25 protein-coding genes are annotated in these 26,357 nt (G+C 66.0%); 8 read left to right on the forward strand and 17 right to left on the reverse strand.

Features of this window, described 5'->3' with window-relative positions:
* Positions 1-130: 130 nt before the first annotated feature.
* Together ACUCV0_RS07000 and ACUCV0_RS07005 are read left to right on the forward strand one after the other, a co-directional pair.
* Entirely contained in the window at positions 131-763 is a 633-nt protein-coding gene (locus ACUCV0_RS07000; protein WP_482212360.1) for a DJ-1/PfpI family protein, read from the forward strand.
* Positions 757-1,380 carry a glutathione S-transferase family protein gene (locus tag ACUCV0_RS07005; protein WP_482212361.1) on the forward strand — a complete coding sequence of 208 codons (624 nt, stop codon included), beginning with the start codon at positions 757-759 and terminating at the stop codon, positions 1,378-1,380. Before ACUCV0_RS07000 ends, ACUCV0_RS07005 begins: the two co-directional genes overlap by 7 nt.
* Positions 1,381-1,392: 12 nt before the next feature.
* Here the strand turns inward: ACUCV0_RS07005 and ACUCV0_RS07010 are convergent, their stop codons facing one another.
* Complete coding sequence (locus tag ACUCV0_RS07010; RefSeq protein ID WP_482212362.1) at positions 1,393-2,253, reverse strand: ion transporter; 861 nt, start codon at positions 2,251-2,253, stop codon at positions 1,393-1,395.
* Between the two features lie 72 nt (positions 2,254-2,325).
* On the reverse strand, positions 2,326-3,315 hold the full coding sequence (locus tag ACUCV0_RS07015; RefSeq protein WP_482212363.1) for a LysR family transcriptional regulator: 990 nt from the start codon (positions 3,313-3,315) through the stop codon (positions 2,326-2,328).
* 253 nt (positions 3,316-3,568) lie between these two features.
* On the opposite strand from ACUCV0_RS07015, the gene ACUCV0_RS07020 reads away from it, so the two are divergent.
* From ACUCV0_RS07020 to ACUCV0_RS07030, 3 genes are read left to right on the forward strand one after another with little or no spacing between them, the layout of a single operon-like run.
* Positions 3,569-4,864: an MFS transporter gene (locus ACUCV0_RS07020; protein WP_059315662.1), complete on the forward strand. Its 1,296-nt coding sequence runs from the start codon at positions 3,569-3,571 to the stop codon at positions 4,862-4,864.
* A gap of 16 nt (positions 4,865-4,880) precedes the next feature.
* On the forward strand, positions 4,881-6,110 hold the full coding sequence (locus tag ACUCV0_RS07025) for a Zn-dependent hydrolase (protein ID WP_482212364.1): 1,230 nt from the start codon (positions 4,881-4,883) through the stop codon (positions 6,108-6,110).
* A gap of 1 nt (position 6,111) precedes the next feature.
* A complete protein-coding gene (locus tag ACUCV0_RS07030) occupies positions 6,112-7,131 on the forward strand; it encodes a histone deacetylase family protein (RefSeq protein ID WP_482212365.1) in 1,020 nt (339 codons plus the stop codon).
* A 38-nt stretch (positions 7,132-7,169) separates the two neighbouring features.
* On the opposite strand, the gene ACUCV0_RS07035 is transcribed toward ACUCV0_RS07030, so the two are convergent.
* From ACUCV0_RS07035 to ACUCV0_RS07070, 8 genes are all read right to left on the reverse strand, one after another.
* Entirely contained in the window at positions 7,170-7,517 is a 348-nt protein-coding gene (locus ACUCV0_RS07035; protein WP_271655557.1) for a cupin domain-containing protein, read from the reverse strand.
* 102 nt (positions 7,518-7,619) lie between these two features.
* Complete coding sequence (locus tag ACUCV0_RS07040) at positions 7,620-8,648, reverse strand: ABC transporter substrate-binding protein (protein ID WP_187979971.1); 1,029 nt, start codon at positions 8,646-8,648, stop codon at positions 7,620-7,622.
* On the reverse strand, positions 8,639-9,775 hold the full coding sequence (locus ACUCV0_RS07045) for an NAD(P)/FAD-dependent oxidoreductase (RefSeq protein ID WP_482212366.1): 1,137 nt from the start codon (positions 9,773-9,775) through the stop codon (positions 8,639-8,641). Before ACUCV0_RS07045 ends, ACUCV0_RS07040 begins: the two co-directional genes overlap by 10 nt.
* Positions 9,772-11,133: an FAD/NAD(P)-dependent oxidoreductase gene (locus ACUCV0_RS07050; protein ID WP_482212367.1), complete on the reverse strand. Its 1,362-nt coding sequence runs from the start codon at positions 11,131-11,133 to the stop codon at positions 9,772-9,774. Before ACUCV0_RS07050 ends, ACUCV0_RS07045 begins: the two co-directional genes overlap by 4 nt.
* Positions 11,130-11,420: a (2Fe-2S)-binding protein gene (locus ACUCV0_RS07055; protein WP_482212584.1), complete on the reverse strand. Its 291-nt coding sequence runs from the start codon at positions 11,418-11,420 to the stop codon at positions 11,130-11,132. Before ACUCV0_RS07055 ends, ACUCV0_RS07050 begins: the two co-directional genes overlap by 4 nt.
* Positions 11,421-11,437: 17 nt before the next feature.
* Positions 11,438-12,232, reverse strand: coding sequence for an ABC transporter permease (locus ACUCV0_RS07060; RefSeq protein ID WP_133863274.1), 795 nt, complete (start codon positions 12,230-12,232; stop codon positions 11,438-11,440).
* 4 nt (positions 12,233-12,236) lie between these two features.
* Positions 12,237-13,103, reverse strand: coding sequence for an ABC transporter permease (locus ACUCV0_RS07065; protein WP_059315654.1), 867 nt, complete (start codon positions 13,101-13,103; stop codon positions 12,237-12,239).
* The gene (locus tag ACUCV0_RS07070; protein ID WP_482212368.1) at positions 13,100-14,119 is read right to left on the reverse strand and encodes an ABC transporter ATP-binding protein; all 1,020 of its coding nucleotides are present in this window, start codon (positions 14,117-14,119) and stop codon (positions 13,100-13,102) included. The genes ACUCV0_RS07065 and ACUCV0_RS07070 overlap by 4 nt, the downstream gene beginning before the upstream one ends.
* A gap of 239 nt (positions 14,120-14,358) precedes the next feature.
* Here ACUCV0_RS07070 and ACUCV0_RS07075 point away from each other — a divergent pair, with 239 nt between their 5' ends.
* A complete protein-coding gene (locus ACUCV0_RS07075; protein ID WP_482212369.1) occupies positions 14,359-15,189 on the forward strand; it encodes an IclR family transcriptional regulator in 831 nt (276 codons plus the stop codon).
* A 6-nt stretch (positions 15,190-15,195) separates the two neighbouring features.
* Here the strand turns inward: ACUCV0_RS07075 and ACUCV0_RS07080 are convergent, their stop codons facing one another.
* Positions 15,196-15,663, reverse strand: coding sequence for an RNA methyltransferase (locus tag ACUCV0_RS07080; RefSeq protein WP_059226744.1), 468 nt, complete (start codon positions 15,661-15,663; stop codon positions 15,196-15,198).
* A gap of 98 nt (positions 15,664-15,761) precedes the next feature.
* Here ACUCV0_RS07080 and ACUCV0_RS07085 point away from each other — a divergent pair, with 98 nt between their 5' ends.
* The gene (locus ACUCV0_RS07085) at positions 15,762-16,505 is read left to right on the forward strand and encodes a class I SAM-dependent DNA methyltransferase (protein WP_482212370.1); all 744 of its coding nucleotides are present in this window, start codon (positions 15,762-15,764) and stop codon (positions 16,503-16,505) included.
* 139 nt (positions 16,506-16,644) lie between these two features.
* On the opposite strand, the gene ACUCV0_RS07090 is transcribed toward ACUCV0_RS07085, so the two are convergent.
* Positions 16,645-17,403, reverse strand: coding sequence for an SDR family NAD(P)-dependent oxidoreductase (locus ACUCV0_RS07090; protein ID WP_482212371.1), 759 nt, complete (start codon positions 17,401-17,403; stop codon positions 16,645-16,647).
* A gap of 176 nt (positions 17,404-17,579) precedes the next feature.
* Here ACUCV0_RS07090 and ACUCV0_RS07095 point away from each other — a divergent pair, with 176 nt between their 5' ends.
* Positions 17,580-18,455, forward strand: coding sequence for a LysR family transcriptional regulator (locus ACUCV0_RS07095; protein ID WP_482212372.1), 876 nt, complete (start codon positions 17,580-17,582; stop codon positions 18,453-18,455).
* A 343-nt stretch (positions 18,456-18,798) separates the two neighbouring features.
* Here the strand turns inward: ACUCV0_RS07095 and ACUCV0_RS07100 are convergent, their stop codons facing one another.
* The 5 genes from ACUCV0_RS07100 to ACUCV0_RS07120 form a co-directional block, all read right to left on the reverse strand.
* The gene (locus ACUCV0_RS07100) at positions 18,799-19,281 is read right to left on the reverse strand and encodes a GNAT family N-acetyltransferase (RefSeq protein WP_482212373.1); all 483 of its coding nucleotides are present in this window, start codon (positions 19,279-19,281) and stop codon (positions 18,799-18,801) included.
* Between the two features lie 48 nt (positions 19,282-19,329).
* The gene (locus tag ACUCV0_RS07105; protein WP_482212374.1) at positions 19,330-20,463 is read right to left on the reverse strand and encodes a GGDEF domain-containing protein; all 1,134 of its coding nucleotides are present in this window, start codon (positions 20,461-20,463) and stop codon (positions 19,330-19,332) included.
* A 191-nt stretch (positions 20,464-20,654) separates the two neighbouring features.
* Entirely contained in the window at positions 20,655-21,701 is a 1,047-nt protein-coding gene (locus tag ACUCV0_RS07110) for a hypothetical protein (RefSeq protein ID WP_482212375.1), read from the reverse strand.
* 242 nt (positions 21,702-21,943) lie between these two features.
* Complete coding sequence (locus ACUCV0_RS07115; protein WP_093254700.1) at positions 21,944-23,194, reverse strand: ribonucleotide-diphosphate reductase subunit beta; 1,251 nt, start codon at positions 23,192-23,194, stop codon at positions 21,944-21,946.
* 176 nt (positions 23,195-23,370) lie between these two features.
* Positions 23,371-26,286 carry a ribonucleoside-diphosphate reductase subunit alpha gene (locus ACUCV0_RS07120; RefSeq protein ID WP_482212376.1) on the reverse strand — a complete coding sequence of 972 codons (2,916 nt, stop codon included), beginning with the start codon at positions 26,284-26,286 and terminating at the stop codon, positions 23,371-23,373.
* Between the last annotated feature and the right edge of the window lie 71 nt (positions 26,287-26,357).

A 26,357-nucleotide genomic window follows, 5' to 3' on the forward strand; every position in this document is an offset into this window, starting at 1 on the left:
GGGAGCGCCGGACCAGAGCTATGACGGCGCTCTACCTGGCTGTATGCCTGGCTTGGCGCGGCACTGTATCTGGCCGGTCGGCCCGAAACGGGACGAGAATCCGGACTCCTCCCGTTCATCCGGTAGCCCCATGCACCTCGCCATCCTCACCTTCGACGGTTTCAACGAGCTGGACTCCCTGATCGCCCTGGGGATTCTCAATCGCATCAAGCGCCCGGACTGGCGCGTCTCGCTGATGGCGCCCTCGCCCTGGGTGACCTCCATGAATGGCGTCCGCCTGGAGCGGCAGGCGGGCTTCGAGGAGCTGGCCGGCTGCGACGCCGTGCTGGTGGGTAGTGGCATCCGCACCCGCGAACTCGCCCGCGATGCGGCGCTGCTGGAGCAGCTGGCCGTGCTCGATCCCGCTCGCCAGCTGATCGGCGCCCAGTGTTCCGGCACCCTGCTGCTGGCGCGACTTGGCCTGCTGGACGGCGTGCCCGGCTGCACCGATCTCACCACCAAGCCCTGGGTGCAGGACGCCGGCATCGAGGTACTGGAACAGCCATTCTTCGCCCGTGGCAACCTGGCCACTGCCGGCGGCTGCCTGGCGTCCAGCTACCTGGCCACCTGGGCCATCGCTCGGCTGCTGGGCCGCGAGGCGGCGGCCGAGGCGCTGCATTACGTCGCACCGGTCGGCGAGAAGGAGGTCTATGTCGAGCGGGCGCTCGGTAACATCGAGCCCTATCTCAGCCGCCAACCTCTGGAGGTCGCTTCAGCATGTTAAAGATCCTAGGTCGCATCTCTTCGATCAATGTGCGCAAGGTGCTCTGGTGCCTGGATGAACTGGGCCTGGGCTACGAGCGCGAGGACTGGGGCGCCGGCTTTCGCTCGGCGCAGTCCGCCGAGTACCTGCAGTGGAATCCCAATGGCCAGATTCCGCTACTGCTGGATGGCGATTTCGTGCTCTGGGAGTCCAACAGCATCCTGCGCTATCTGGCCAATGCCCATGGTGGCGAGGCGCTCTATCCGCAAGCGCCACGGGGCAGGGCACGGGTCGATCAGTGGCTGGACTGGCAGGCCAGCGAATTCAATCCCGCCTGGAGCTATCCCTATCTGGCGCTGGTCAAGCACCAGCCGCCAGTGCCCCATCCGCAGCGTCTGAAGGAGGGCGTCGCCGCCTGGAACGGGCGCGTTGCCATCCTGGAGGCGCACCTGGCGCAACACGGCCCCTATGTGGCCGGCGAGCACTTCAGCCTGGCCGATATCGTCCTGGGCCTGTCACTGCATCGCTGGCGGCGCACTCCGATCGAGCGGATCGCGACGCCGGCGATCGAGGCCTATCTCGACCGCCTGGCCACCCGGCCCGCCTGGGCATGCCATGCCAGCGATGCCACGCCTTAGGCGGCCTCCGCTCTAGGACGCCGACCTATCCTGCTGACCCGTCGCAGGACGGGGAAACAGCGGGCTGCCGCAGCGGTTGCAAAAGGAGGAATCGGGCTCGTGGGTGGGCTTCTGGCAGTGCGGACAGTCGCGCTGCAGCGTGGCACTGCGCATGGCATTGGCTAGCTCCGCGGTGAAGATCCCGGTGGGCACGGCGATGATCGAGTAACCGGTGATCATGATCATGCTCGCCAGGGTCTGGCCTAGGGCGGTCTTGGGTACCATGTCGCCGAAGCCCACGGTGGTGAGGGTCACCACCGCCCAGTAGATGCTGCGCGGGATACTGGTGAAGCCATTGGCCGGCCCTTCGATGACGTACATGAAGGTACCGAACATGGTCACCAAGGTGCAGATGGCCAGCAGGAAGACGGTGATCTTCTGGCGACTGCTGCTCAGCGCCACCATGAGGAAATCCGCCTGGCTCAGGTAGGGCGTGAGCTTGAGCACCCGGAACACCCGCATCATCCGCAGCACCCGGATGACCAGGAAATACTGGGCGTCGGGCATCAGCAGGGCGATAAAGGCCGGGAGCACGGCCAGCAGGTCGATGAAGCCATAGAAGCTGGTGACGTACTGCCGCGGTCGGGGCGCGCAGATCACCCGCAGCAGGTACTCGATCGCGAAGAGGCCGGTGAAGATCCATTCCAGCCCATAGAGCCAGCTGCCGTAGCGCAGGTGGATGGACTGGATGCTGTCGAGCATCACCACGCCCAGACTGGCCATGATGACCGCCAGCAGCAGGGTGTCGAAGAGTCTTCCAGCCGGGGTATGGGTATGGAAGATGATGATGTACAGGCGCTCTCGCCAGGTGCCTGGGCGAGGGTAGGGGTCCATGGAAGCTCCTTGGCGAGGGTGTCCGGTGCACAAGGATAGCAAGGCGCCCCTCGCAGGCGGGTGGAATGCGCGTTAGAGCCGCGCCGCCACCTCGGTGGTTGCCAGCAGATGCTGGAAGCCTTCCAGCAACGCCGTTTCCGCCTGGGTCATGCGCTGCTCGCGGTGCCAGAGCAGATGCACGTCGACATCGGCCACTCCCTCGCTGGGCGGCAGACGCCAGAGTTCGCCGGCAGCCACATCGTCGGCCACCACGTGCTGGGGCAGGCAGCCGATGCCGTAGCCGGCCCCGACCAGGCGGCGGATCTCTTCGAGACTGGGCGAGGAGGCCACGATGCGGCCGGTGAAGCCCTGCTGGTCGCGAAAGATGGTGAGCGGCGAGAGACTGCCGCCGATCTGGTCGCTGGTGAAGCTGACGAAATTCTCGCCCTGCAGATCGGCCAGCGACAACCCGCTCCGGCCGAACAGTGGGTGGCGCCGTCCGCAGAAGAAGGCATAGCGCTGCTGCAACAGCACCCGCTGTTCCAGCTTGGGTTGGGGCAGCCGGCACAGGGCGAGGCCCAGGGTCGCGGTCTTCTGCAACAGAGAGCTGATGATGTCCGAGCTGCGCATCACGTCGATCTCCAGCTCCACCCGCGGAAAGCGCCGATGGAAGTCAGCGAGGAAGTCGTCGTAGCAGCGTGACTGGATGCGGCTGATGGTGAGCATCCGCACCTTGCCCACCACGGTTTCCGTGGAATGCTCCAGGGCGGCGCCAAGACGGGAGACGTTGCCATAGAGATCGCTGGCGATCCGGGCTACCTCTTCCCCGGCCTCGGTGAGGGCGAAGCGCGGTCCGCGGCGGATGATCAGCGCGCGGTCGAGTTGCTCCTCCAGCCGCTTGAGCGCCTGGCTCACCGCCGGCTGGGTCAGGTGCAGGCGCGCGGCGGCACGACTCACGCTGCCTTCTTGGACGATTACCAGATAGGTGCGCAGGAGATTCCAGTCCAGCCGATCGTTGAGAAAGCGCCGACCCCCCTCCTGCGTAGGCGCGGGGGAGAGCGGCCTATCCTTATTATTAGTCATGCTTATAGATAAGTATAAGAATTAGAAAATTGACTAATCTTAGCCCTCCAGGGGATAACGACGTCAAGGCGTCCTAGAACGCTCCTGCATCCTTTTTCCTCTCCTGCCCAACAAGAACGACATCCCAGGAGTGCTGCGTCCATGTCTCCCTGACCGCTCCGGCCCATCGCCCTCTGGGCGTTCGACCGTCCAGTCCGCTTCGTCCGCGCCCCTCGGCGCCCCTCTTTTCGGTAGTCGATAGGAGCACCCCTGCATGCCGTCCACTTCGCCTCGTCGCCAACCCCGGCGCGCCGCCGCGGCAGCCTTCGTCGGTACCACCATCGAGTGGTACGACTACTACATCTTCGCCACGGCCGCCGCACTGGTCTTCGGCCAGCTGTTCTTTCCTTCCGATGATCGTCTGCTGAGCACCCTGGCCGCCTTCGGTACCTTTGCCGTCGGTTTCTTCGCCCGGCCTCTGGGTGGCCTGGTGTTCGGCCACATCGGCGACCGCATCGGCCGGAAGAAATCCCTTATCGTCACCCTGCTGATGATGGGCGTGGTGACGATACTCATCGGGGTGCTGCCGACCTACAGCCAGGCCGGGGTCTGGGCGCCGATCCTGCTGATCCTGCTGCGGGTGGTGCAGGGCATCGCCGTGGGTGGCGAATGGGGTGGTGCCGTCCTGATGGCCGGCGAACACGCACCCAAGGGGCGGCGCACCTTCTTCGCGTCCTTCGCCCAGTGGGGCAGCCCGGCTGGGTTGATCCTGTCGATCCTGGCCTTTCGCAGTGTCACCAGTCTGCCGGAAGAAGACCTGCTCAGCTGGGGCTGGCGCCTGCCGTTCCTGGCCAGCGCGCTGCTTCTGGTGGTCGGCCTGGCCATTCGCCTGGGCGTGGACGAGTCCCCCGAGTTCGCGGAGATGAAGGGGCGCCAGGAGACGGTCAAGGCACCGGCGGCCGAGGTGTTGCGCACCGCCTGGCGGCCGCTGCTGCTGTGCATCGGCGCCAATACCCTGGGCATCGCCGGGGTCTATTTCACCAACACCTTCATGCTCAGCTACACCACCCAGGTGCTGGAGCTGTCGCGCTCGCTGATCCTCGACTGCCTGCTGTTCGTCGCGCTCATCCAGTTCCTGGTCCAGCCGCTGGCCGCGCTGCTCGCCGAGCGCCTGGGCAGCGCGCGTTTCCTGCTGCTGATCTCCGCCCTGGCCATGGCCTCGCCCTATCCGATGTTCGTGCTGGTCAAGACCGGCTCGGCGCCGCTGATCGTGCTGGGGATCGCCCTGGCGGCGGCCTGCATGGCGTCTTTCTATGCGGTGATCGCCGGCTTCGTCAGCGGCGTCTTCGCCACCCGGGTGCGCTACACGGCGATTTCCCTGGCCTACCAGATCTGTGGCGCCATCGCCGGTGGCCTGACCCCCATGGTCGGCACCCTGCTGGCGCACCGCTTCACGGGCGAGTGGTGGCCGCTGGCGGTCTTCTACTCCCTGCTGGCGGGCCTCTCGTTCCTGTGTGTGGCGGCCCTGGCCCGCCGCCGGGAGGCTACCGCCCATGTCACTCCCGCCTGATCACGAGGAACACAGCATGTATCGAATCGACGGTGAACGCCTCTGGCAAAGCCTGGCCGCCATGGCCGAGGTGGGCCCCGGTGAGGCCGGTGGCAGCAGCCGCTTGGCGCTGAGCGAGGAGGATCGCCAGGGACGTGCCCTGTTCGGCCAATGGTGCGAGGCTGCCGGCCTGAGCCTGGCGGTGGATCGCATCGGCAATCTGTTCGCCCGCCGGCCGGGTCGCGATGCCCAGGCCGCACCGGTGGTCATGGGCAGCCATCTGGACACCCAGCCCAAGGGCGGCCGTTTCGATGGCGTCTATGGCGTGCTCGCCGGGCTCGAGGTGATGCGCAGCCTGAACGATGCGGACATCCAGACCGACCGGCCGCTGGAACTCGCCGTCTGGACCAACGAGGAGGGCGCTCGCTTCACCCCCGCCATGCTGGGGTCCGCGGTCTTCACCGGGCAACTGCCCCTGGCCGATGCCCTGGCGACCTGCGACCGCGACGGCATCTCCGTGGCCGCCAGCCTGGAGCGCATCGGTTATGCCGGTGACCTGCCCCTGGGTCGGCCCTTCGACGCCTACTTCGAGGCGCACATCGAGCAGGGGCCGGTGCTGGAAGACGCGGGTGTCCCTATCGGTGTGGTGACCGGCGGCCAGGCGATCTGCTGGCTCGACATCCGTGTTCAGGGGACCGCCGCTCACGCCGGCACCACGCCGATGGCCAGGCGCCGGGATGCCCTGTTCGGTGTCGGCCGGATGCTGGCTGCGCTGGAGGATCTCGCCTCTCGCTTCGGCGACGGACTGGTCACCGTGGGGCAGCTGGAGGTCGCGCGCTCCTCGCGCAACACCATCGCCGGGGAGGTACATTTCACCCTGGACCTGCGGCATCCCCAGGACCAGACGCTGGCCGCCATGGAAGCGGCCGCGCGCGAATGCCTGGCCACCGTGGCCGACGAGCGCGGCTTGTCGCTGAACGTCCAGCGGCATTGGCTGAGTCCTGCTACCCCCTTCGCTGCCGATTGCGTCGCCGCTGTGCGCAATGCAGTCCAGGCGTTGGGCTATCCCTACCGCGACATCATCAGCGGCGCCGGTCACGACGCCATCCACCTGGCCAGGCACTGCCCCACCGCGATGATTTTCATCCCCTGCGCCGGCGGTCTGAGTCACAACGAGGCCGAATCGGCCACCTTCGAGGACGTCCGCCGTGGCGCCGACGTCCTGTTCAATGCGGTGCTGGCTCGCGCCGGCCACCAGGAGAGATGACGTGAAGACCTTCTTCCATCCCGACCAGCGTCTGCATCACCCACGCAGCTACCTGTCCCGCGGCCAGATGCGCACGCCCCAGGAGGTGCCGGCCCGCCTCGATGCCCTGCTCGCGGCGGTGGAGCGCCTGGGCTATCCCCTCGAACAGCCGGTGGATCATGGCCGCGAGCCGCTGCATGCGGTGCACGGCGAAGCCTATGTGACCTACCTGGAAAACGCCTACCACGACTGGCATCAGGTGCCCGAAGACTGGGGCGACGAGGTGATGTCGAACATCTACATTCGCGAAGGCAATCCGTTGCGCGGCATCCTCGGCCAGACCGCCCGCTACCTGGCCGATGGCAGTTGTCCGATCGGCGCCCAGACCTGGGCTGCCGTCTATGGCTCCGCGCAGAGCGCGGTGGCGGCGGCGCGCTGCGTGCGTGACGGCGAGCCGGCCGCCTATGCGCTGTGTCGCCCGCCAGGCCACCATGCCCGGGCCGAGGCGGCCGGTGGTTTCTGCTACCTGAACGGAGCGGCCATCGCCGCCCAGGAGCTACGGACGCGCTTTGCCCGGGTCGCCATCCTGGATACCGACATGCACCACGGTCAGGGCATCCAGGAAATCTTCTACGAGCGCGACGACGTCTTCTACCTGTCGATCCACGGCGATCCGACCAACTTCTATCCGGTGGTGGCCGGCTTCGCCGATGAGCATGGCAGTGGGCAGGGCGAAGGCTGCAACCTCAACCTGCCAATGCCCCATGGCGCCTCCGAGGCCGACTTCTTCGCCCGCCTGGATGAGGCCGAGGCGGCGCTGCGTCGGTGGGCGCCGGACGTGCTGGTGCTGTCCCTGGGTTTCGACATCTACGAGAAGGACCCGCAATCCAAGGTGGCGGTGAGTCAGGCAGGCTTCGGCCGGCTGGGGGAAAGGATCAAGGCCCTGGGGCTGCCCACGGTGATCGTGCAGGAGGGTGGTTACGACCTGGAAACCCTGCGCGACAACGCCGAGCGCTTCTTCCGCGGCTTCGACGGTCGCTGAAGCCTGGCCCCCGGCAGCGGCGCCGGGGGCTGGCAGGATCAGGCGAAGACGAAGTACTTGCGTACCGTCTCGACCACTTCCCAGGTGCCCTTCATGCCGGGCTCGACGACGAAGATGTCGCCGGCTTTCAGGTGGATGGGTTCCTGGCCATCGGGGGTGATGATGCAGTAGCCCTCCTGGAAGTGGCAGTACTCCCACTTCACGTAGTCGACGCGCCACTTGCCGGGGGTGCAGATCCAGGTGCCCATGATCTTGCTGCCGTCATCGGAGGTATAGGCATTGAGGTTGACGGTATGGGGATCGCCTTCGATGCGCTCCCATTTGCAGGCATCGACCACGGGCATGGGTTGGGTGTCGCGCAGAACGGTGATGGGCGGGTTGGCCATGGCGGCTCTCCTGGTGATGGAAGCCGCCAAGGGTGAGGGGTCGCCCCGGACCGGAGTTGTCCAGGGTCGACCTCTAGTGGTGCGTTTGCGCTATCCGACCGACTAGCGCTCCACCTGCCGGTTCCAACGCGCATTCCACTGCGGCCGTACCTTGTTGACCTCGTCCCAGTCGATGGTCACGGCGGTCTTCAGGTAGTTCTGCATGGCGTCCACCTGGCCGCGGGTCTTGTCGGTGGTGGGGGTATTGGGGTTGGACGGGATCTGGTCGCCCAGTTCCAGCGCCGGCGCCTGGGCTTCGGGGGTCAGCAGGTACTCAGCCAGTTGCTGGGCCAGCTCCGGCTGGTCGTTGTTGGCGGTCACGCATTCGGCCACGTTGAGTACCACGGCGCCTTCCTTGGGCGGTGCGTATTCCACCGGGATACCCTTGAGCTTGAGCGCGGTGACCTGGGTGGGCGTGAGCGGGAACAGCGCCGCCTCGTCGGTCTGCACCATCTCCGAGAGCTTGGCCGAACTGGGGATGTACTCCAGCACATTGGGGCCGACGGTGGTGGGCCAGGCCTTGAAGCCGGGGTCGACGTCCTGCTCGGTGCCGCCCTTGAGGCGGTTGAACATCAGGAAACCGTGCAGCCCGAAGGTCGACGAGGACAGCGACTGGAACACCACCTTGCCCTTGTACTTGGGATCGGCGAGGTCAGCCCAGGAGGTCGGCGCTGCCCAGCCCTTGTCCTTGAACAGCCGGCTGTTGTAGGCCAGACCGGTCACGCCCAGGCTGACGGCGGCCGCCTGGTCCTTGATCTTGGCCTTGTCGGGGATCTGCGCCAGGCTCGCGCTGGGCTTGAGCGGGCTGCACAGATTCATGCCGATGGCGCGGTACATGATGCCGTCGTCGAGAAACATCACGTGGATCGGCGGCTTCTGCGGACTGGCCTGGACCTTGGCGAGGATGTCCGCCGAGGTGCCGGGCACGATCACTACCTTGACGTTGTGCGCCTTCTCGAAGGCGGGCAGCACGCTGTCGGCATAGAGGCGCTCCATGGTGCCGCCGTTCATGCCGAGGTAGAGCGTCGGTTCGGCCACGGCGGCCAGGGGCAGGCCGGCGAGGGCCACGAGCAGGGCAGGGGTCAGGCGCATGATTGGGAACTCCTGGGCTGGGAAGGGAAACGGGCGATGGAAAAGGCCTGCAGGCTGTGCCGGGGCGCGCCCTGCAGGATGCACTCGGCCAGGGCTTCGCCAGCCGCCGGCCCGATCTGGAAGCCCGCGCCGGCAAAGCCAAAGCCGTGCAGCAGGCCGGGGGTGGTGAGGCTGGGGCCGAGCACCGGCTGGTGATCGGGCAGATAGCCCTCGACGCCGCTCCAGGTGCGGATCGCCTGGGCGCCGGTGAGGGCCGGATAGAGTTCGGCGGCGTTTCTGAGGATGTCGAGGATGGCCAGCTGGCCGGGGCGGGCGCGGTCGGCGTCGAGGGCGAAACCGCGCCCGCCGCCCAGCACGCAATTGCCGCGCGCCACCTGGCGGGCATAGATGCCGCCGCCTTCCACGCCGGTGCTGGCGGTCATGAAGGGCGGCAGCGGTTCGGTCACCAGCATGGCCGGATGGGCCGCGGTGAGGGGGACCGGCTCGCCGAAGCGGGCGGCCAGCTCCGCGGCCCAGGCGCCGGCGCAATTCAGCAGCCAGGGCGCGCTCAAGGTCAGGCCGCTGTCGGTGCGGAGCTGGAAGCGCTGGCCGTCGTGCTCGACGGCGGTCACGGCGGTACGCTCGAAAATCTGCGCGCCGGCACGCGCGGCTGCCCGGGCGAAGGCCGGGGAGACCAGCCGTGGATTGGCGTGGCCATCCTCCGGGCAGAAAGAGGCACCCACGGCGATGTCGCCGACCCAGGGAAAGCGGCGACGCAATTCGCCGCGGTCGAGCAGTTGCAGATCCAGGTCGAAGCCCTGGCTGGCCTGGGCATAGGCTTGCAGGGAGGCGAAGTCGGTCTCGCTGCGGGCCAGCTTGAGATGGCCGGATCTGAGGTATTCGCCATCGGTGCCCAGCAGGTCCTGCAGACCGCCCCAGATCTCATGGGCGCGACTGGACAGCGGCAACTGCACCAGCGGCCGGCCCTGGCGGCGCACCCCGCCGTAGTTGACGCCACTGGCCTGGGCGCCGCAGAAGTTGCGCTCCAGCAGGGCGACGCGCTGGCCGCCCTGGGCCAGGAACAGCGCCGCGCTGCTGCCGACGATGCCGCCGCCGATGATCAGCACATCCACGTCCTGCCGGCTCATGGCGCCAGCTCCACGCCAAAGGGCAGCGGCTTGATCGGCGCCTGGGCGCGCAACCGGCCGATCTGGTCCAGCGGCCGACCACTGGCGCAGGCGATCAGCTCGGCCGCCGCCGCTCCGCAGAGGCGGCCTTGGCAGCGGCCCATGCCGACCCGGCAGGTGGCCTTGACCCTGTTGATCTCCCAGTGCCCCTGATCCACCGCGGCGCGGATCTCGCCGGCGCTGACCTGCTCGCAGCGGCACACCATCAAGTCATCCGGCGCCTTGGCGGCCCAGTCCGCGGGGAAGGGGAAGGCGCGCTCCAGGCCCTGGCGAAAGACCTCGAAGCGGGCTAGGCGTGCTTGCAAGGCGTCGACCCGCGTCGCGTCCACCGTCAGGCCGCGATCGGCCAGCAGGCTCAGGGCGGCCAGCTCGCCGGCCAGTTCGGCGGCATCGGCGCCTTGGATACCGGCGCCGTCGCCGGCCAGGTAGACCCCGGCCTGGCTGCTACGGCCGTCGTTGTCCCGCGCCGGCAGCCAGGCGCGATTGAGCGGATTCCAGGCGAACTCGCAGCCCAGCAGATCGGCCAGCTGGGTTTCGCTGCGCAGTGTCTGGCCGAAGCCGAGAGCATCACATTCCAGCCGATGCGCTTCGCCATCGGCAGTGCGCCAGCGAACGGCCTCCACGCGGCGTTCGCCTTCGACGGCAAGGAGTTCAGCGCCCTGGTGCACGGGCACGCCGTGCAGCGCCAGCCAGCTGCGGTAATAGAGGCCCTTGGCGAAGGTGGCCGGCTGGCCGAGCAGCGCCGGGGTAGCTGCGGCCTGGTCGCGGAAGGGCGCGCTGTCCAGCACGGCCAGCGGCTTGACCCCGGCCTTGGCGTATTGATAGGCCACCAGGTAGAGCAGCGGGCCCGTCCCGGCCAGCACTGGACGGCTACCGATGGCGCAGCCCTGGAACTTGAGTGCCACCTGAGCCGCGCCGAGGCTGTAGACGCCCGGCAGGGTCCAACCCGGCACCGGCAGGATGCGGTCGGTGGCACCGGTGGCAACGATGACCTGGTCGAAGGTCAGGCGATCGACGTAGCGGCCCTGGCTCAGGGTATCCAGGGCGCTTTGCTCGGCATTCCACACCAGGGTGTCGGGGCGATAGTCCAGCGCCGTCTGCACCTCGGTCAAAGCACCGTGGAGTGCCTGGGCCTTGTCGGCTTCGAAGCCATAGAGCGCCTTTAGCGGGCGCCGGAAATTGCCCGGTTGCTGGCGATAGATCTGGCCGCCGCCGCGGGCGCTTTCGTCCAGCAGCACCGGCTCCAGGCCATGGGCGACCAGGGTCTGGGCCGCACGGATGCCCGCCGGCCCGGCGCCCACCACCACGACGGCGCTCACAGCGGCCGCCCCGGATCGCGGCTGACCTGCTGGCCCGCTTCGAGAAAGGTGGCGCAGGCACGCACCCGGCGGCCGTCGGCCAGGCGCACCCAGCAGTCCTGGCAGGCGCCCATCAGGCAGAAGCCGGCGCGGGGTTCGCCGCCGAAGTCGCTGCCGCGCAGGTGATCGCTCTGGGTCAGGATGGCGGTGAGCAGGGTGTCGCCCTGCAGGCCCTCGGCCGGCTGGCCATCGATGGTGAAGACCAGGGTCGGGCGGTCGCGTTCGGCCACCCGCTTGAGCAGTGCCATGGACGGGTCTCGGCTGTTCATTGTTTGCCCACCAGCACGCGATCCAGGCCATAGATGCGGTCGAGCAGGATCATGGTGGCCGCGGTCAGGGCGATCACCAGGGCCGACACCGCCGCCATCATCGGATCGATGGATTCGGTGGCGTAGACGTACATCCGCACCGGCAGGGTCTGGGTCGCCGGCGAGGTGACGAAGATCGACAGGGTCACCTCGTCGAAACTGTTGATGAAGGCCAGCAGCCAGCCGCCGGCGACGCCGGGCAGGATCATCGGCAGGGTGATGCGGCAGAACAGCGTGGTGCGACTGGCGCCCAGGCTCTCGGCGGCCTGCTCGGCGCTGCGGTCGATGCCGATGGCGGCGGCGATCACCAGGCGCAGCACATAAGGGGTGATCACCACCACGTGGGCCAGCACCAGCCAGCTGAAGCTGCCGTTCACCCCCAGCAGCGCGAACAGCCGCAGCATGGCCACGCCCAGCACCAGGTGCGGGATGATGATCGGCGAGAGGAACAGGCCGTTGAGAAAGCCCTGGCCGGGAAAGCGGTAGCGGGTGATGGCCAGCCCGGCCGGCACCGCGATCAGCGTCGCCAGGGTCGCCGAGAGGGCGGCCAGCTGCAGGCTGTTGTAGAAGGCGGTAAGGAAATCCGCCCGCTCGAACACGGCGGCGAACCAGCGCAGCGAGAAGCCGGAGGTGGGCAGGCTGAGGGTGTTCTCCGGGGTGAAGGCCACCAGGCAGACCACCACCAGGGGGGCCAGCATGAAGACCATCACCAGGGTATGGAAGGCGAGCCCGAGCGGGCCGTTGCGGGTCATGAGGTCAGACTCCCAGGGCACGTTTGTAGCGGCGTTCCACCAGGCGATTCCAGCCCAGCATCACCAGCAGGTTGAGCAGCAGCAGCGCTACCGCCAGGGTGGCGCCCATCGGCCAGTTCAGCTCGGCCAGGTACTGGTCGTAGATCAGGGTGGCGACCATCTTCAGCCGGCGTCCGCCCAGCAGACCGGGGATGGCGAAGGAACTGGCGGCCAGGCCGAAGACGATCAGCGTTCCGGAGAGCACCCCGGGCATCACTTGGGGCAGCACGATGCGCCGCAGCACCGTCAGGTGACTGGCGCCCAGGGATAGCGCGGCCTGTTCGGCGGCGGGATCGAGCTTCTGCAGCGAGGTCCACACCGGGATGATCATGAAGGGCAGCATCACGTGGACCAGGCCGACGATCACCGCGAAGGGCGTGTAGAGCAGCTTCAGCGGACGCCCGCCCAGGGCCACGATGGCCTGGTTGACCAGTCCGTCGGCGCCCAGTAGCAGACTCCAGCCGAAGGCGCGCACCACCACCGAGATCAAGAGCGGTGTCAGCACCAGGATCAGGAAGATCGAGCGCCAGGGCGCGCCCATGCGGCTGAGGACGATGGCCTCGGGCACTCCGATCAGCACGCAGAGCAGGGTGACCAGGGCGCTGATCCAGAAGGTGCGCAGGAAGATCTCGTAGAAATAGGGATCGCCCAGCAGATTGAGGTAGTGGGCGAGGGTGTAGCTGCCTTCCTTGACCCCGGTTTCGTAGTCGAAGACGTTGAAGGAGAGCACGAGGGTCAGCGCCAGGGGCGCCAGCAGCAGCCCGGCGAACAGCACCAGGGCCGGGGCACTGAGCAGATAGGCGCGACCGGTGCCGCGCAGCAGGGTGCTCATGCCGCCGCCTCCGCGGCTTCCAGTCGGCGCAGCAGTCTGTCGTCCCAATGCAGGCCAACGTTCTGGCCTTCATCCAGCGGCGGTTGCCCATCGTTGCTGCGCAGCACCGACACCTCGCCCAGCGTCGTCTCCAGCCGATACAGCCACTGGCTGCCGAGGAAGAAACGGGTCAGCACCCGACCTTGCAGGCGACCTTCACCGGCGGGGCGCAGCTCGATCTTTTCCGGGCGCAGTGAGATCGCCAGGGCGCCACCGGCGGCGATCTGCGGCTGGCCCTGGGCGTCCAGGGTGCCGGGCAGCAGGTTGGCCTTGCCGACGAAGTCGGAGATGAATCTGTTGCGCGGGTGTTCGTAGAGGCGATAGGGCGCATCCACCTGGGTGATACGCCCGGCCTCCATCACCACTACCCGGTCGCTGATGGACAGCGCCTCGGACTGGTCGTGGGTGACCATCAGGGTGGTGATGCCCACCTCGCGCTGGATGCGGCTGATCTCGAACTGCATCTCCTCGCGCAGATGGGCGTCCAGGTTGGACAGCGGCTCGTCGAGCAAGAGCACCGGTGGTGCTATCACCAGCGCCCGCGCCAGGGCCACCCGCTGGCGCTGACCGCCGGAGAGTTCGCGCGGATAACGCTCGGCATGCGGTCCCAGATGCACCAGCGCCAGGGCCTCTTCGACCCGCCGCGCCAGCTCCGTGCCCGCCACCTTGCGCATGCGCAGGCCGAAGGCCACGTTGTCGCGAACGGTCATATGCGGAAACAGCGCATAGCTCTGGAATACCACCCCGAGACCCCGGCTGGCCGGCTTGGCCTGGGTGATGTCCTGGCCATCAAGAAGGATGCGCCCGCTGCTGACGTCGACGAAGCCGGCGATCATCTGCAGGGTGGTGGTCTTGCCGCAGCCGGAGGGGCCGAGCAGCGAGACGAATTCGCCGCGCTCGATGGCCAGGGTCGAACCGGCCACCGCGTAGCTGTCGCCGTAGCGCTTGCTGAGGTTGTCGAGAGTCAGGAAAGCCATGGCCGCAATGCTCCTCCAGTCACGCCCACACGGATGGCGGGCAGGGTTGTGGCAGGGCGAAAGACAGCCTGGAAATGGGACGTTGGCGCTCGCTCGATTGGCGGCGTCCGGTGATTGTGAGTATCGCCCTATGGACCTGAAGGTAAGGGCGACCTAGGATGCCGGACAAGTAGGTTTTTCACTGATTGAACTCTTTTTTTAGATTTATTCATTCAGTGAAATTTTTAGGTGATAGATAGATGCCAGATTCCACTGAAAGAAATATGGGTTCTGCCGAGGTGGGTGTCGGCGCCATCAGCCGGGTGTTCGCCGTGGTGCGTGCCCTGGGCGAAGGGGACCCTGAGGGCGAAAAGGTCACTCGTCTGGCCGAGCGCGTGGGCCTGTCGCAACCCACTACTCACCGGCTGCTGCGCGGCCTGGTGGAGGAGGGCATGGTTGAACAGTGCGCCCGCAGCAAGAGATACCGCCTGAGCCTGGACTTCTTCGCCCTGGCGGCCCGCGCCGGGCAGGTCGGCAACCTGCGCGACCTGGCGCGACCGAGTCTGCTGCGACTGTCGGCGTCCCTGGGGGATTCGCTGTTCCTGCTGGCGCGCAGCGGCTTCGACGCCATGTGCCTGGACCGTAGCGAGGGGCCCTATCCGATTCGCACCTTCACTGGCGACATCGGCGGCCGTGTGCCCCTGGGCGGCGGCCAGGGCGCCCTGGCGATCCTGGCCTTCCTGCCTGAGGAAGAGCGCGAAGAGGTGATCCGCTACAACCTGCCGCGGCTGCGCGACGCTCATCATTACGATGAGGTGCTCCTGCGCGCCGAGATCGACAACGTCCGCCAGCAGGGCTATGCCGCGCGCAACACCGGAGTACTGGCCGGCATGGCAGGCCTCGCTGTACCCATCCTCGACCGCAACGGCCGGGCGGTAGCAGCCCTGAGCGTGGGCACCCTGAGCGAACGCCTCAACCCCCAGCGCCTGCCCACGGTGATCGAGCTACTCAGGCGCGAAGCCGGAGTGATCGCCGCGCGCATCAACCCCTTCGATCCGGTCTTGCGCCGGCCGACCCAGGGGTTTGGTTGAGGGGCGTTAGAACAGCGGACCGGAGCGGGTGTTATTACCCTTAGCCAGACGGTCATAGAGCACCACATTGACCGTGGCCGCCAGATTCATGCAGCCCTGGGTGGGGATGTACACCACGTCTTCGCACCAGTCGCGCAGCTCCTGGCTCAGCGAGCCATCTTCCGAGCCGAACAGATAGAGGGCGCGATCGGGATGGGTGTACTCGGGCAGCGGCCGGGCGCCGTCCACCAGCTCCACCGCCACCGGCACGCATCCCAGCGGCAGGATGCGGCGCAGGTCGTCGATGTTGATCAGCGGGATATCCTGGTGGACCTTCTTGGTGTCGGTGACGAAGTCCTTGGCCCGGTCGTAGCGGGTGCCGGTATAGAACACCGAGGCCACCCCGTAGCAACCCGCCGCCCTCATGATGGACCCGACGTTGGACGGCGACTTGGGGTTGCTCAGGCCGATGCAGGCGTATCTCTTGTTGCTCACGTCAGGAGGACTCTCGGGAAAACCGCCATTATAAGGCGTCGAAGGTTGCAGAAACCGACTAAGATGCGCGCCCTCGTCTCCAGCCCCGAGCCCCTGCGATGTCAGCCACTGCCCTCTACACCGACCTGTCGGCCTACTACGACCTGCTCTGCGCCGACATCGACTACCGGGCCCAGAGCCAGGCAGTTCTGCGCCTGCAGCGGCTGTTCGGCAACGGCGGCAGCCATCACCTGGATCTCGCCTGCGGCACCGGCCCCCATGTGCGGCATTTCCTCGATGCCGGCTTCCAGAGCAGCGGGCTGGACCTCAATCCGCCGATGCTCGCCCAGGCCGCGCTGCGTTGCCCGGAGGCGGAGTTTTCCTGCCAGGACATGTGCAGCTTCACGCTGGAGCAGCCGGTCGATCTGATCACCTGCTTTCTCTACTCCCTGCACTACAGCGGCAGCCTCGCACGGCTCCAGGCCTGCCTGGCGCAGGTCCAGGCGGCCCTGACCCCCGGCGGCCTGTTCTGCTTCAACGCCGTGGACAAGCGCCGCATCGACAATGCCTCCAGCGTCGGCCACAGCGTCGCGCGGGCCGATGGCCACTTCAGCTTCGCCTCCGCCTGGCACTACCCAGGCGAGGGCGAACACCAGCAACTCCGCCTGCGCATCGAACGCCGCCACGCCGGCGAGCAGCAGACCTGGCAGGACGAACACCCTATGGTGGCGGTGGACTTCCCCGAACTGCTGGCCCTAGTGGAGCCGCAGTTCGAGGTGCAGGTGCTGGAGCACGACTACCAGCGCATCGAACCCTGGGCCGGCGAGGCGGGCAATGCGCTGTTTGTCTGCGTCAGGCGCTAGAGTCTGTTCAAAGTCTCGCGAGCTAGAGCCAAACAAGGCGAAAATGCCTGAGGAAGCGGAGTTTACGAGTGGTAAATGAGCATTCCGAAGGCCTTTTCAACGCAGTTTGGCCGACGCGCAGCAGACTTTGTACAGAGTCTTAGTGGGCATGGGCATGCATCCCGCCATCCACCGCGATCACATCGCCGGTGAGGTAGCGCGCCAGCGGTGAGGCGAGAAAGGCCACCACCTGGCCCACGTCTTCCGGCTCGCCGAAATAGCCGATGGGAATGTGGCGGGCGATAAAGGCCTGGCGCGCCTCGGGCGTCGGGTGCAGCCGCTGCAGGATCTGCTCGGAATTGATCCGCCCCGGCGCGATGGTGTTGACCGTGATGCCCTCGGCCGCCAGCTGACTCGCCAGCCCCTTGGACCAGAACTGGATCGCCGCCTTGGCCGCCCCGGCGCCGTTCAGGTCCCGCGGTTCCATGCTGCCGCTGAAATTGACGATGCGTCCCCAGCGCCGCTCACGCATCCCGCCTAGCAGCGCCTGGGTCAGGCGGCGCGTTGCAGTGAAGTTCAGGGCCCAAGCCTCGTCCCAGGCCGCATCGTCCGCCGTCACTGAAAGCGGTCGTGTGCCGCCGGCGTTATTGACCAGGATGTCCACCCGGCCCAGCCCTTCCTCCGCTTCCCGCGCCAGACGCTGGACGTCTTCGGCGTCGGTGATATCCGCCACGATCACCAGCGGCCGGGCATGACCCGCCGCGGCAATCTCTTCGGCCAGTTCTTCCAGGGCATCCCGCCGCCGCGCGGTGATCGCCAGCTGAACGCCTTCGGCCGCCAGGATGCGGGCGATGCCAGTGCCTATGCCCATGCTGGCACCAGTAACCAAGGCAGTACGGTCGTGCAGTTGCAGATCCATGATCGATTCTCCACTTCAGGGTCGTAGCGTGGAAAACGGCGCAGCCTTTTCCACGCGTTTGGCTGAGCGCAGCGAAGCCCAACACTTCGCGACCTCACCCACACCACTAGCCTCACCCATCACCCAAATGAGATAAACGCCACCTAGGTGTAGGGATTCCTTAACAGGAGTGTTGAATGGATCTGCTCGACAGCATGCAGGTGTTCGTTGCCGTGGTGGAGCGCGGCAGCCTGGCCGCTGCGGCCCAGGCCCAGGGCATCTCGCCGACCATGGCCGGCAATCACCTGCGCGGTCTGGAAAAGCGCCTGGGTCTGCAACTGCTGGTGCGCACCACCCGGCGCCAGCGCCTGACCGCCTTCGGCGAGGGCTACTACGCCCGCTGCCGCGAGATCCTCGCCCTGGTCGCCGACACCGACCGCCAGGCCGAAACCCAGCGCCTGGCGCCCGCCGGCATCCTGCGCGTCTCGGCGCCGGTGTCCTTCGGCACCTACGGCCTTACGCCGCGACTCGGCGAATATCTGGCGCAGCATCCCCAGGTCACCCTCGATCTGGTGCTGAGCGACCGGGTCCAGGACCTGGTGGAGGAGGGCATCGACATCGCCATCCGCATCGGCGAACTGGCCGATTCCTCCCTGGTGGCGCGACCCCTGGCGCCCTATGTGATGTGGTGCTGCGCCGCGCCCGGCTATCTCGCCCAGCGCGGCACCCCCGAGCGACTGGCCGATCTGGAGGCCCACGACTGCCTCGGCATGGACCCTCGCGCTCTGAGCCAATGGCGCGCCCAGACCGGTACCCCCTTCGGCCCGTTGCCACCCGGTCGTCTGCACCTCAGCAACGGCCCCGCCCTGCGCCTGGCCGCCTTGCAGGGCCTTGGCATCATCCTCCAGCCGGCCTTCCTGCTGCAGGAAGACGTCGCCGCCGGCCGCCTGATCCGCCTCTTCCAAGGCCAGGAACTCACCCGCCCCCTGACCGCGCTCTATCCCCAGGCGAGATGGCGCTCGGTCACGGTGAGGAGCTTCGTGGAATTCCTGTTAGCGGAGTTCACCCCGTAGCGTGGAAAACGGCGCAGGCCTGTCCACGCCCGTCGGCCACTACCTATTCGTGGTTTACCTACCGCCCCCATGGAAGCGGACTGAAACAAGCGACGTAGGTTGGGCTGAGACAGCTCCATCGTCGAAGCCCAACAATCCAGGGCCAGCGTTGGGCTTCGCTACGCTCAACCCAACCTACCTCGCAAGGCATCGCGCGGACCACCGAGGCCTTGCCCACTAAATCTCCATAGAGGCAGGTCGGGATATGGGACGTAGGTCGGGTTGAGACAGCTCCATCGTCGAAGCCCAACAAGCTGGGACCAACGTTGGGCTTCGCTGCGCTCAACCCAACCTACCTCGTGAGCTATCGCGGCCAATCGATGCCTTGGCCACTATCGCCCAGCCGCTTCTCCATGAACACACTCAACGGATCATCTCGATACGTCCCAAAAGGACCACGCCGTTGATACCCCGCTGCTCCATAAAGCCCCAAGACCTCCGGCTGATAGGGCCCCGTTTCCAGTCGCGCCAACTCACACCCGCGGCCTGCCGCTTCACGCTCCAGCTCCGCCAGTAGGCGACCACCCAGCCCCTGCCCGCGACCCGTTGGGCTCACATATATCCGCTTGATCTCGCCATAGCCCTCATGCAGCACCATGGCTCCACAGCCCAACGCGTTACGGCTGTCATCCCGGGCCACCAGGAACAGTACGTTCGGCTGCATCAACAATGTGAGATCCAGGGCATGACGACTCTCGGGCGGATAGAGGCCGTCCTGATAGGCATCCAGTTCGGCGATCAGGGCGATCACCTCGGGTTGGTCGGGGGATTCGAGGGCAATGGGCATGGTGACTTCGGTCAGGCAACGGACCAAGCCTAAGCCACTAGCGCGGCCTTATCCTAGGCTCATCCGCAAGCCATCCCTACCACCGCGCTTGGCCTCGTAGAGCGCACCGTCTCCGCGTTCCAACAGATCCGCCAGGCTTTCCGGCGGCTGATCGAACAGCACGGCGCCGATGCTCAGGGTGACGGGCTCGGGCGTCCGCAGGCGCTGCGCCGCCAGCTGGTTGAAACGCTGGCGCAGGGTGTCCGCCAGGCGCACAACGTCCGCATCGGCCGCCTCGCCCAGCAGCACCACGAATTCATCGCCCCCCAGCCGCGCTGCCAGGGCTTGGCGTGGCAGGGTGGTGCGTAGCAAGTCGCTCAGGGCGATCAGCAGGCCGTCACCCGCGGCGTGGCCATGGAGGTCGTTCACCAGCTTGAAGTTGTCCAGATCGATCAGCAGCAGGGCGCCGGGTCGGGCCGGAGTCGCCTGGCCGAACAGTCGTGGCGCCTCGGCTTCCAGCGCGCGGCGATTATGCAGACCGGTCAGGGGATCGCTGCCGGCCAGGCGCTCAATATGCTGCTCGCGGCGATAGCGCACCGTGCCGGTCATCGACAGGGCGATCAGCATCACCGCCATCACCCCCTCTACCAGCGAGATCTGGATGATGACACCGCGATAGACCGCCAGGTCGATTAAGGTGCCGGGGGTGAGCGGTGGGATCATCTTGACTAGATAGAAGAGTCCATGGATCAGCAACACCACGCGCAGCTGCCGTTCTCCGGCGTTGCGCCGCCGCAGCAGCAAACTCGCCCGCACCGCCAGTATGCCGATCATAAGCGACTGCACCACCAGCAGTACCTTGGACCACCAGGGCTCATTGGGCAGCAGCAACATCCCCAGCCAGATCGCCGCGAAGGCCCACCAGCCCAAACTCAGGCGGCGCCCGGTGAAGCGTGCCACGCCGAGCAAGAAGAGGCCATGCACGAAGATCAGCAGCCCATTGGCGAACCAGATGCCCACCAGCAGCAGCCCCTGGCTACGCAACAGCGCCAGGGTGCTACCCACGCAAATCAGCGCGAAACCCGCGCTCCAGTACAGCAGCGCCGACTCGCGCACCGACCGCCACTCGATGGCCAGATAGCCCGCCGCGGCAGCCGCCAGGGCGATGGTGAGGGTCAGCATGGTGGGGGCATCAAGTGCCATGGGCGAATCGGACCTGTCTGGATACGAGAAGGGCGCTCCCTGCCTGGAACGAGCACCCGCCAAAGCGGAGCCGCACCGCAGTCTTATCGACACGGCAGGCCCGGGCTTGAGGCAGAGGATGGCGCGCCATGATGACGGGCAGACAACCGCAGTTCAAACCTGACCTCTGGCTGGCGCAGGCGGACCGTCCGTTACTGGGGTTTCACCAGCGCCCGAATCGCCGTGGCCGGCAACCGCGCTGTGCTGCCATCCGCCATGCGCAGTACGAACGCCTCGCCCAGCGACCAGACCACCTGCACGTCCTTGAGCACGCACTGGTCATCGGTAGGCAGCACCCTGGCCTGTTCCTTGGCGCAATAGGAGGTATCGAGCACGATGGCCTTGGCCTGGTAATTCCCCAAGCCCAGCGTCTTGACCATGGTCTCGGGCAGGGTGGTGAGCATCCCGCTATAGCCGGCCAGAAAGAGGGCGAAGAACAGCGAAAACATCATCGCCGCCTTCCAGCCGGCGATGAACAGCATGGAAGTCATGGTCGTGACGAAGGCAATGATGAAGGGGGCGATGGCCAGGGCGCCCCACTTGAACAGCGGCTGCCAATCGCTCACCAGTGGATAGGCCTGGGCCAACATCCAGAAGATGAACAGGCCGACGACCATCGTCGGCAGGTAAGCCTCCCAGACGAACTTCAGGAAGCTGAAGCGGCGCAAGTCGAACAGTCCCTGTATGGCCATGCCCGCCAGTAGCGTGATGGGGATGGGCGCAAGCAAGGCAACGCTGAGGAACAGCTCAGGATCGACGAAGAGAATGGCCGCATCACTGAACCCCGCCAGCAGATAGGGCACGAAGAACACCAGTGTCATCAACAGCATGATCTTGCGAAAGCGCCCCTCGCCGCGATAGGGCAGGGCGTAGGTGATGTCTTCCTTGATTGCCGCCGTATTGATGAAGCGGTAATAAACCCAGGCCCCAGGCAGGAACAGCGCGGCAACGAAGGCGCCTATGGTCAGAAAGCCCAGGCAGGCAGCCGCCAGCAACAGCGACGAGAACTGGAAGAGATCGAAGCTGGGATAGAAGTGATTTCGTGCGAAATAGGCCAGGAACATCCCGAAGCCCAAGGTCGGCGGCAGCCCCTTGGCCAGCAGCGACGCATGACGCCGCAGGAAGGTACCGGAGAACTTGAGGATGAAATCGAAGACGGCATCCGTGTCGGTGGCGGGTTGGTCGGTCCAGCGAGGCATGTGCCGTCCTTGAGTACAGTAGCGCTGTGTCGTGAGGTATCAGGCCTACGTAGGGTGAAAAACGGCGCAGCCTTTTGCGCGTAGGAGCAAAGGCTGACGCTTATAGCCGAATTAAAGCTATTGTCGAAACAGTCTATGGAAAAGCTTCGCACTGTCCGCCCTAAACAATTAAAAGCCCCGCCAAGGCAGGGCTTTTAATTGTTTTCTGAGCAGGCTCTCAACTTGATGGAGAGCTTAGGTAATCAATCCCAGCTCAACGCCCCACCGGTCTGATACTCGATCACTCGCGTCTCGAAGAAGTTCTTCTCCTTCTTGAGGTCCATGATCTCGCTCATCCAGGGGAAGGGGTTGGTGGCACCCGGGTATTCTTCCTTGAGGCCGATCTGGGTCAGACGGCGGTTGGCGATGAACTTGAGGTAGTCCTCCATCATCGCCGCGTTCATGCCCAGCACGCCGCGGGGCATGGTGTCGCGGGCGTATTCGATCTCCAGCTGGGTGCCCTGGAGGATCATCTGGGTGGCTTCGTCCTTCATCTGGGCATCCCAGAGACTCGGGTTCTCGATCTTGATCTGGTTGATCATGTCGATGCCGAAGTTCAGGTGCATGGACTCGTCACGCAGGATGTACTGGAACTGCTCGGCGGTGCCGGTCATCTTGTTGCGGCGACCCATGGAGAGGATCTGGGTGAAGCCGCAATAGAAGAAGATGCCTTCCAGTACGCAGTAGTAGGCGATCAGGTTCTTGAGGAACTGGCGATCGGTCTCCGGGGTGCCGGTCTTGAACTCGGGGTCGGAGATGGAACGGGTGTACTTCAGGCCCCAGCTTGCCTTTTTCGCGACGCTCGGGATCTCGTGGTACATGTTGAAGATCTCGCCTTCATCCATGCCCAGCGATTCGATGCAGTACTGGTAGGCGTGGGTGTGGATCGCCTCTTCGAAGGCCTGACGCAGGATGTACTGGCGGCACTCGGGGTTGGTGATCAGGCGGTAGACGGCCAGCACCAGGTTGTTGGCGACCAGGGAATCGGCGGTGGAGAAGAAGCCGAGGTTGCGCTTGACGATGCGGCGCTCGTCCTCGGTGAGGCCGTCCGCGCTCTTCCAGGTCGCGATGTCGGCGTTCATGTTCACTTCCTGGGGCATCCAGTGGTTGGCGCAACCATCCAGATACTTCTGCCAGGCCCAGTCGTACTTGAAGGGTACGAGCTGGTTGAGGTCAGCGCGGGCGTTGATCATCTGCTTGTCGCCGACGTGCACGCGAGCCGAAGAGCCTTCCAGGTCGTCCAGACCTTCCTGGATGTCCAGCTCGTTCAGCGCGGCCTTGGCGCGGGCCACGGCGTCGGAGTCATCGGCGGACAGGGCGCGGGCGTCATGGACCAGGGCGTCGCCCTCGGAATCCAGGCGCTCGGTCTGGGCTGGCGCCTGCTGGCCGGCGGCCTGTGCGGGCTTGGCGGGGGTGGTGTCGTCGTCTTTGTCGAATTCTTCCCAGTTCAGCATGGGGTGTCTCCTGGGTGGCTGTGCGGTGGGGGCGGGGCGGCGGGCCCTCACCCTAGCCCTCTCCCGGAGGGAGAGGGGATAAGAGCGGTGCGGGTGGGGATTCGGCCCTCACCCTAGCCCTCTCCCAGGGGAGAGGGGATAAAGAGCAGCCCTCTGCTAGGAGAGGGCTTGGGGTGTTACTGGCAGGCTTCGCACTCGGGATCGTCGAGGCTGCAGGCCTTGGGCACCGGAGCCGGTGCGGGGGCGGGAGCAGCTTCGGCTTTCTGGGCCGGGGCGGGGGCCGCGCTGGCCTGGACGCCGGTGATGGGATCGGCGCTCACGGCGTTCAGCTTGCCGGTGTTGATGGTGGACTTCTCGGTGCTGGTAGCGGCCAGGGCACGGAGGTAGTAGGTGGTCTTCAGACCGCGGAACCAGGCCATGCGGTAGGTCACGTCGAGCTTCTTGCCCGAGGCGCCGGCGATGTACAGGTTCAGCGACTGGGCCTGGTCGATCCACTTCTGGCGACGGCTGGCGGCCTCGACGATCCACTTGGTCTCCACTTCGAAGGCGGTGGCGTACAGGTCCTTCAGGTCCTGCGGGATGCGCTCGATCTGCTGCACGGAGCCGTCGTAGTACTTGAGGTCGTTGACCATCACCGAGTCCCACAGGCCGCGGGCCTTGAGGTCGCGTACCAGGTAGGGGTTGATGACGGTGAATTCGCCCGAGAGGTTCGACTTCACATAGAGGTTCTGGTAGGTCGGCTCGATCGACTGGGACACGCCGGTGATGTTGGCGATGGTCGCGGTCGGCGCGATGGCCATGATGTTGGAGTTGCGGATGCCTTTCTTGGCACGCTCGCGCAGCGGGGCCCAGTCCAGGGTCTCGGACAGGTCGACCTCGATGTATTTGGCGCCACGCTCTTCGATCAGGCGCTTCTCGGAGTCGATCGGCAGGATGCCCTGGGACCACAGCGAACCCTGGAAGCTGGAGTAGCTGCCACGCTCTTCGGCCAGGTCACAGGAGGCCTGGATGGCGTAGTAGCTGATCACTTCCATGGAGGTGTCGGCGAACTGCACGGCGGCATCGGAGCCGTAGGCGATGTGCTGCAGGTACAGCGCATCCTGGAAGCCCATGATGCCCATGCCGACCGGACGGTGCTTGAGGTTGGAGTTCTCCGCCTGGGGCACCGAGTAGTAGTTGATGTCGATGACATTGTCGAGCATGCGCACGGCGGTCTTGACGGTACGGGCGACCTTGGCCACGTCCAGCTTGCCGTCGACGATGTGGTTCACCAGGTTCACCGAACCCAGGTTGCACACGGCGATCTCGTCCTTGTTGGTGTTCAGGGTGATCTCGGTGCAGAGGTTGGAGCTGTGCACCACGCCCACGTGCTGCTGCGGGCTGCGCAGGTTGCACGGATCCTTGAAGGTCAGCCACGGGTGGCCGGTCTCGAACAGCATGGACAGCATCTTGCGCCAGAGGTCCTTGGCCTTGATGGTCTTGTGCAGCTTGAGCTTGCCGTACTCGGTCAGGGCTTCGTAATACTCGTAGCGCTCTTCGAAGGCCTTGCCGTAGAGGTCGTGCAGGTCCGGTACGTCGGCGGGGGAGAACAGGGTCCAGTTGCCGTCCTCGAAGACACGCTTCATGAACAGGTCGGGGATCCAGTTGGCGGTGTTCATGTCGTGGGTACGACGACGGTCATCACCGGTGTTCTTGCGCAGTTCGAGGAATTCCTCGATGTCCAGGTGCCAGGTTTCCAGGTAGGCGCAGACCGCGCCCTTGCGCTTGCCGCCCTGGTTGACCGCCACGGCGGTGTCGTTGACCACCTTGAGGAAGGGCACGACGCCCTGGCTCTTGCCGTTGGTGCCCTTGATGTAGGAGCCCAGGGCGCGCACCGGGGTCCAGTCGTTGCCCAGGCCGCCGGCGAACTTCGACAGCATGGCGTTATCGTGGATGGCGCCATAGATGCCGGACAGGTCGTCGGGCACGGTGGTCAGGTAGCAGCTGGACAGCTGCGGACGCAGGGTGCCGGCGTTGAACAGGGTCGGGGTGGACGCCATGTAGTCGAAGCTGGCCAGCAGGTTGTAGAACTCGATGGCGCGGGCTTCCTTGTCTTTCTCCATGTGCGCCAGGCCCATGGCCACGCGCATGAAGAACAGCTGCGGCAGCTCGAAGCGGGTGCCGTGGCTGTGCAGGAAGTAGCGGTCGTACAGGGTCTGCAGACCCAGGTAGGTGAACTGCTGGTCGCGCTCGTGATCGATGGCGGCGCCCAGGCGCTCCAGGTCGAAGCTGGCCAGTTTCGGGTCCAGCAGCTCCAGCTCCACGCCCTTGGCAACGTAGGCGGGCAGGGCCTTGGCGTACAGCTCGGCCATCTCGTGGTGGGTAGCGGACTCGGCGACGCCGAGGAAGCTCAGGCCTTCGGCGCGCAGGCTGTCCAGCAGCAGACGGGCGGTGACGTAGGAGTAGTTGGGCTCACGCTCGACCAGGGTACGAGAGGTCATCACCAGGGCGGTGTTGACGTCCTTCTCTGCCACGCCGTCGTACAGGTTCTTCAGCGTCTCCTTCTGGATCAGCTCGCCGTTCACCTCTTCGAGGCCTTCGCAGGCTTCGGTGATGATGGTGTTCAGGCGGCCCATGTCCAGCGGCTGGGTGGTGCCGTCGGCCTTGGTGACGCGGATGCTCGGGTGCGGCTCGGCGATGTCGCTGACAGCGCCCTGCTTGCGCTCCTGGCTGCGGGCTTCACGGTAGATCACGTAGCTGCGGGCGACCTTCTGTTCGCCGGCACGCATCAGGGCCAGTTCGACCTGATCCTGGATCTCTTCGATGTGGATGGTGCCACCGGAGGGCATGCGGCGCTTGAAGGTACTGCTGACCTGGTCGGTGAGCTGCTTGACGGTGGTGTGGATGCGCGAGGAGGCCGCAGCGTTGCCGCCTTCCACGGCGAGGAAAGCCTTGCTGATGGCCACGGTGATCTTGTCGTCGGTGTAGGGGACGACGGTACCGTTGCGCTTGATGACGCGCAGTTGACCGGGGGCGGTGGCGCCCAGGTCCTGGCTGTCATCTTGCGCCGGGCGGCCCTGCTGGGCTTGCTCGCGGGTCAGGTCGGTTTGCATGCGGAACTCCCTTGATCGGAAAGAGGGGATCGTCGGCGAGCCGGCGATCCGGAAGAGTGTTGGCCTAACGG

Source organism: Pseudomonas sp. VMV1 (genome assembly GCF_056790235.1).

Excerpts from the sequence above, each read along its gene's own strand:
- ACUCV0_RS07035 (WP_271655557.1), bottom strand. The coding sequence starts at position 7,517 with ATGGCCAACCCGCCCATCACCGTTCTGCGCGACACCCAACCCATGCCC.
- ACUCV0_RS07060 (WP_133863274.1), bottom strand. The coding sequence starts at position 12,232 with ATGACCCGCAACGGCCCGCTCGGGCTCGCCTTCCATACCCTGGTGATG.
- ACUCV0_RS07095 (WP_482212372.1), top strand. The coding sequence starts at position 17,580 with ATGGATCTGCTCGACAGCATGCAGGTGTTCGTTGCCGTGGTGGAGCGC.
- ACUCV0_RS07105 (WP_482212374.1), bottom strand. The coding sequence starts at position 20,463 with ATGGCACTTGATGCCCCCACCATGCTGACCCTCACCATCGCCCTGGCG.
- ACUCV0_RS07045 (WP_482212366.1), bottom strand. The coding sequence starts at position 9,775 with ATGAGCCGGCAGGACGTGGATGTGCTGATCATCGGCGGCGGCATCGTC.
- ACUCV0_RS07020 (WP_059315662.1), top strand. The coding sequence starts at position 3,569 with ATGCCGTCCACTTCGCCTCGTCGCCAACCCCGGCGCGCCGCCGCGGCA.
- ACUCV0_RS07115 (WP_093254700.1), bottom strand. The coding sequence starts at position 23,194 with ATGCTGAACTGGGAAGAATTCGACAAAGACGACGACACCACCCCCGCC.
- ACUCV0_RS07110 (WP_482212375.1), bottom strand. The coding sequence starts at position 21,701 with ATGCCTCGCTGGACCGACCAACCCGCCACCGACACGGATGCCGTCTTC.
- ACUCV0_RS07070 (WP_482212368.1), bottom strand. The coding sequence starts at position 14,119 with ATGGCTTTCCTGACTCTCGACAACCTCAGCAAGCGCTACGGCGACAGC.
- ACUCV0_RS07075 (WP_482212369.1), top strand. The coding sequence starts at position 14,359 with ATGCCAGATTCCACTGAAAGAAATATGGGTTCTGCCGAGGTGGGTGTC.
- ACUCV0_RS07100 (WP_482212373.1), bottom strand. The coding sequence starts at position 19,281 with ATGCCCATTGCCCTCGAATCCCCCGACCAACCCGAGGTGATCGCCCTG.
- ACUCV0_RS07005 (WP_482212361.1), top strand. The coding sequence starts at position 757 with ATGTTAAAGATCCTAGGTCGCATCTCTTCGATCAATGTGCGCAAGGTG.
- ACUCV0_RS07000 (WP_482212360.1), top strand. The coding sequence starts at position 131 with ATGCACCTCGCCATCCTCACCTTCGACGGTTTCAACGAGCTGGACTCC.
- ACUCV0_RS07065 (WP_059315654.1), bottom strand. The coding sequence starts at position 13,103 with ATGAGCACCCTGCTGCGCGGCACCGGTCGCGCCTATCTGCTCAGTGCC.
- ACUCV0_RS07015 (WP_482212363.1), bottom strand. The coding sequence starts at position 3,315 with ATGACTAATAATAAGGATAGGCCGCTCTCCCCCGCGCCTACGCAGGAG.
- ACUCV0_RS07010 (WP_482212362.1), bottom strand. The coding sequence starts at position 2,253 with ATGGACCCCTACCCTCGCCCAGGCACCTGGCGAGAGCGCCTGTACATC.
- ACUCV0_RS07120 (WP_482212376.1), bottom strand. The coding sequence starts at position 26,286 with ATGCAAACCGACCTGACCCGCGAGCAAGCCCAGCAGGGCCGCCCGGCG.
- ACUCV0_RS07040 (WP_187979971.1), bottom strand. The coding sequence starts at position 8,648 with ATGCGCCTGACCCCTGCCCTGCTCGTGGCCCTCGCCGGCCTGCCCCTG.
- ACUCV0_RS07085 (WP_482212370.1), top strand. The coding sequence starts at position 15,762 with ATGTCAGCCACTGCCCTCTACACCGACCTGTCGGCCTACTACGACCTG.
- ACUCV0_RS07025 (WP_482212364.1), top strand. The coding sequence starts at position 4,881 with ATGTATCGAATCGACGGTGAACGCCTCTGGCAAAGCCTGGCCGCCATG.
- ACUCV0_RS07090 (WP_482212371.1), bottom strand. The coding sequence starts at position 17,403 with ATGGATCTGCAACTGCACGACCGTACTGCCTTGGTTACTGGTGCCAGC.
- ACUCV0_RS07055 (WP_482212584.1), bottom strand. The coding sequence starts at position 11,420 with ATGGCACTGCTCAAGCGGGTGGCCGAACGCGACCGCCCGACCCTGGTC.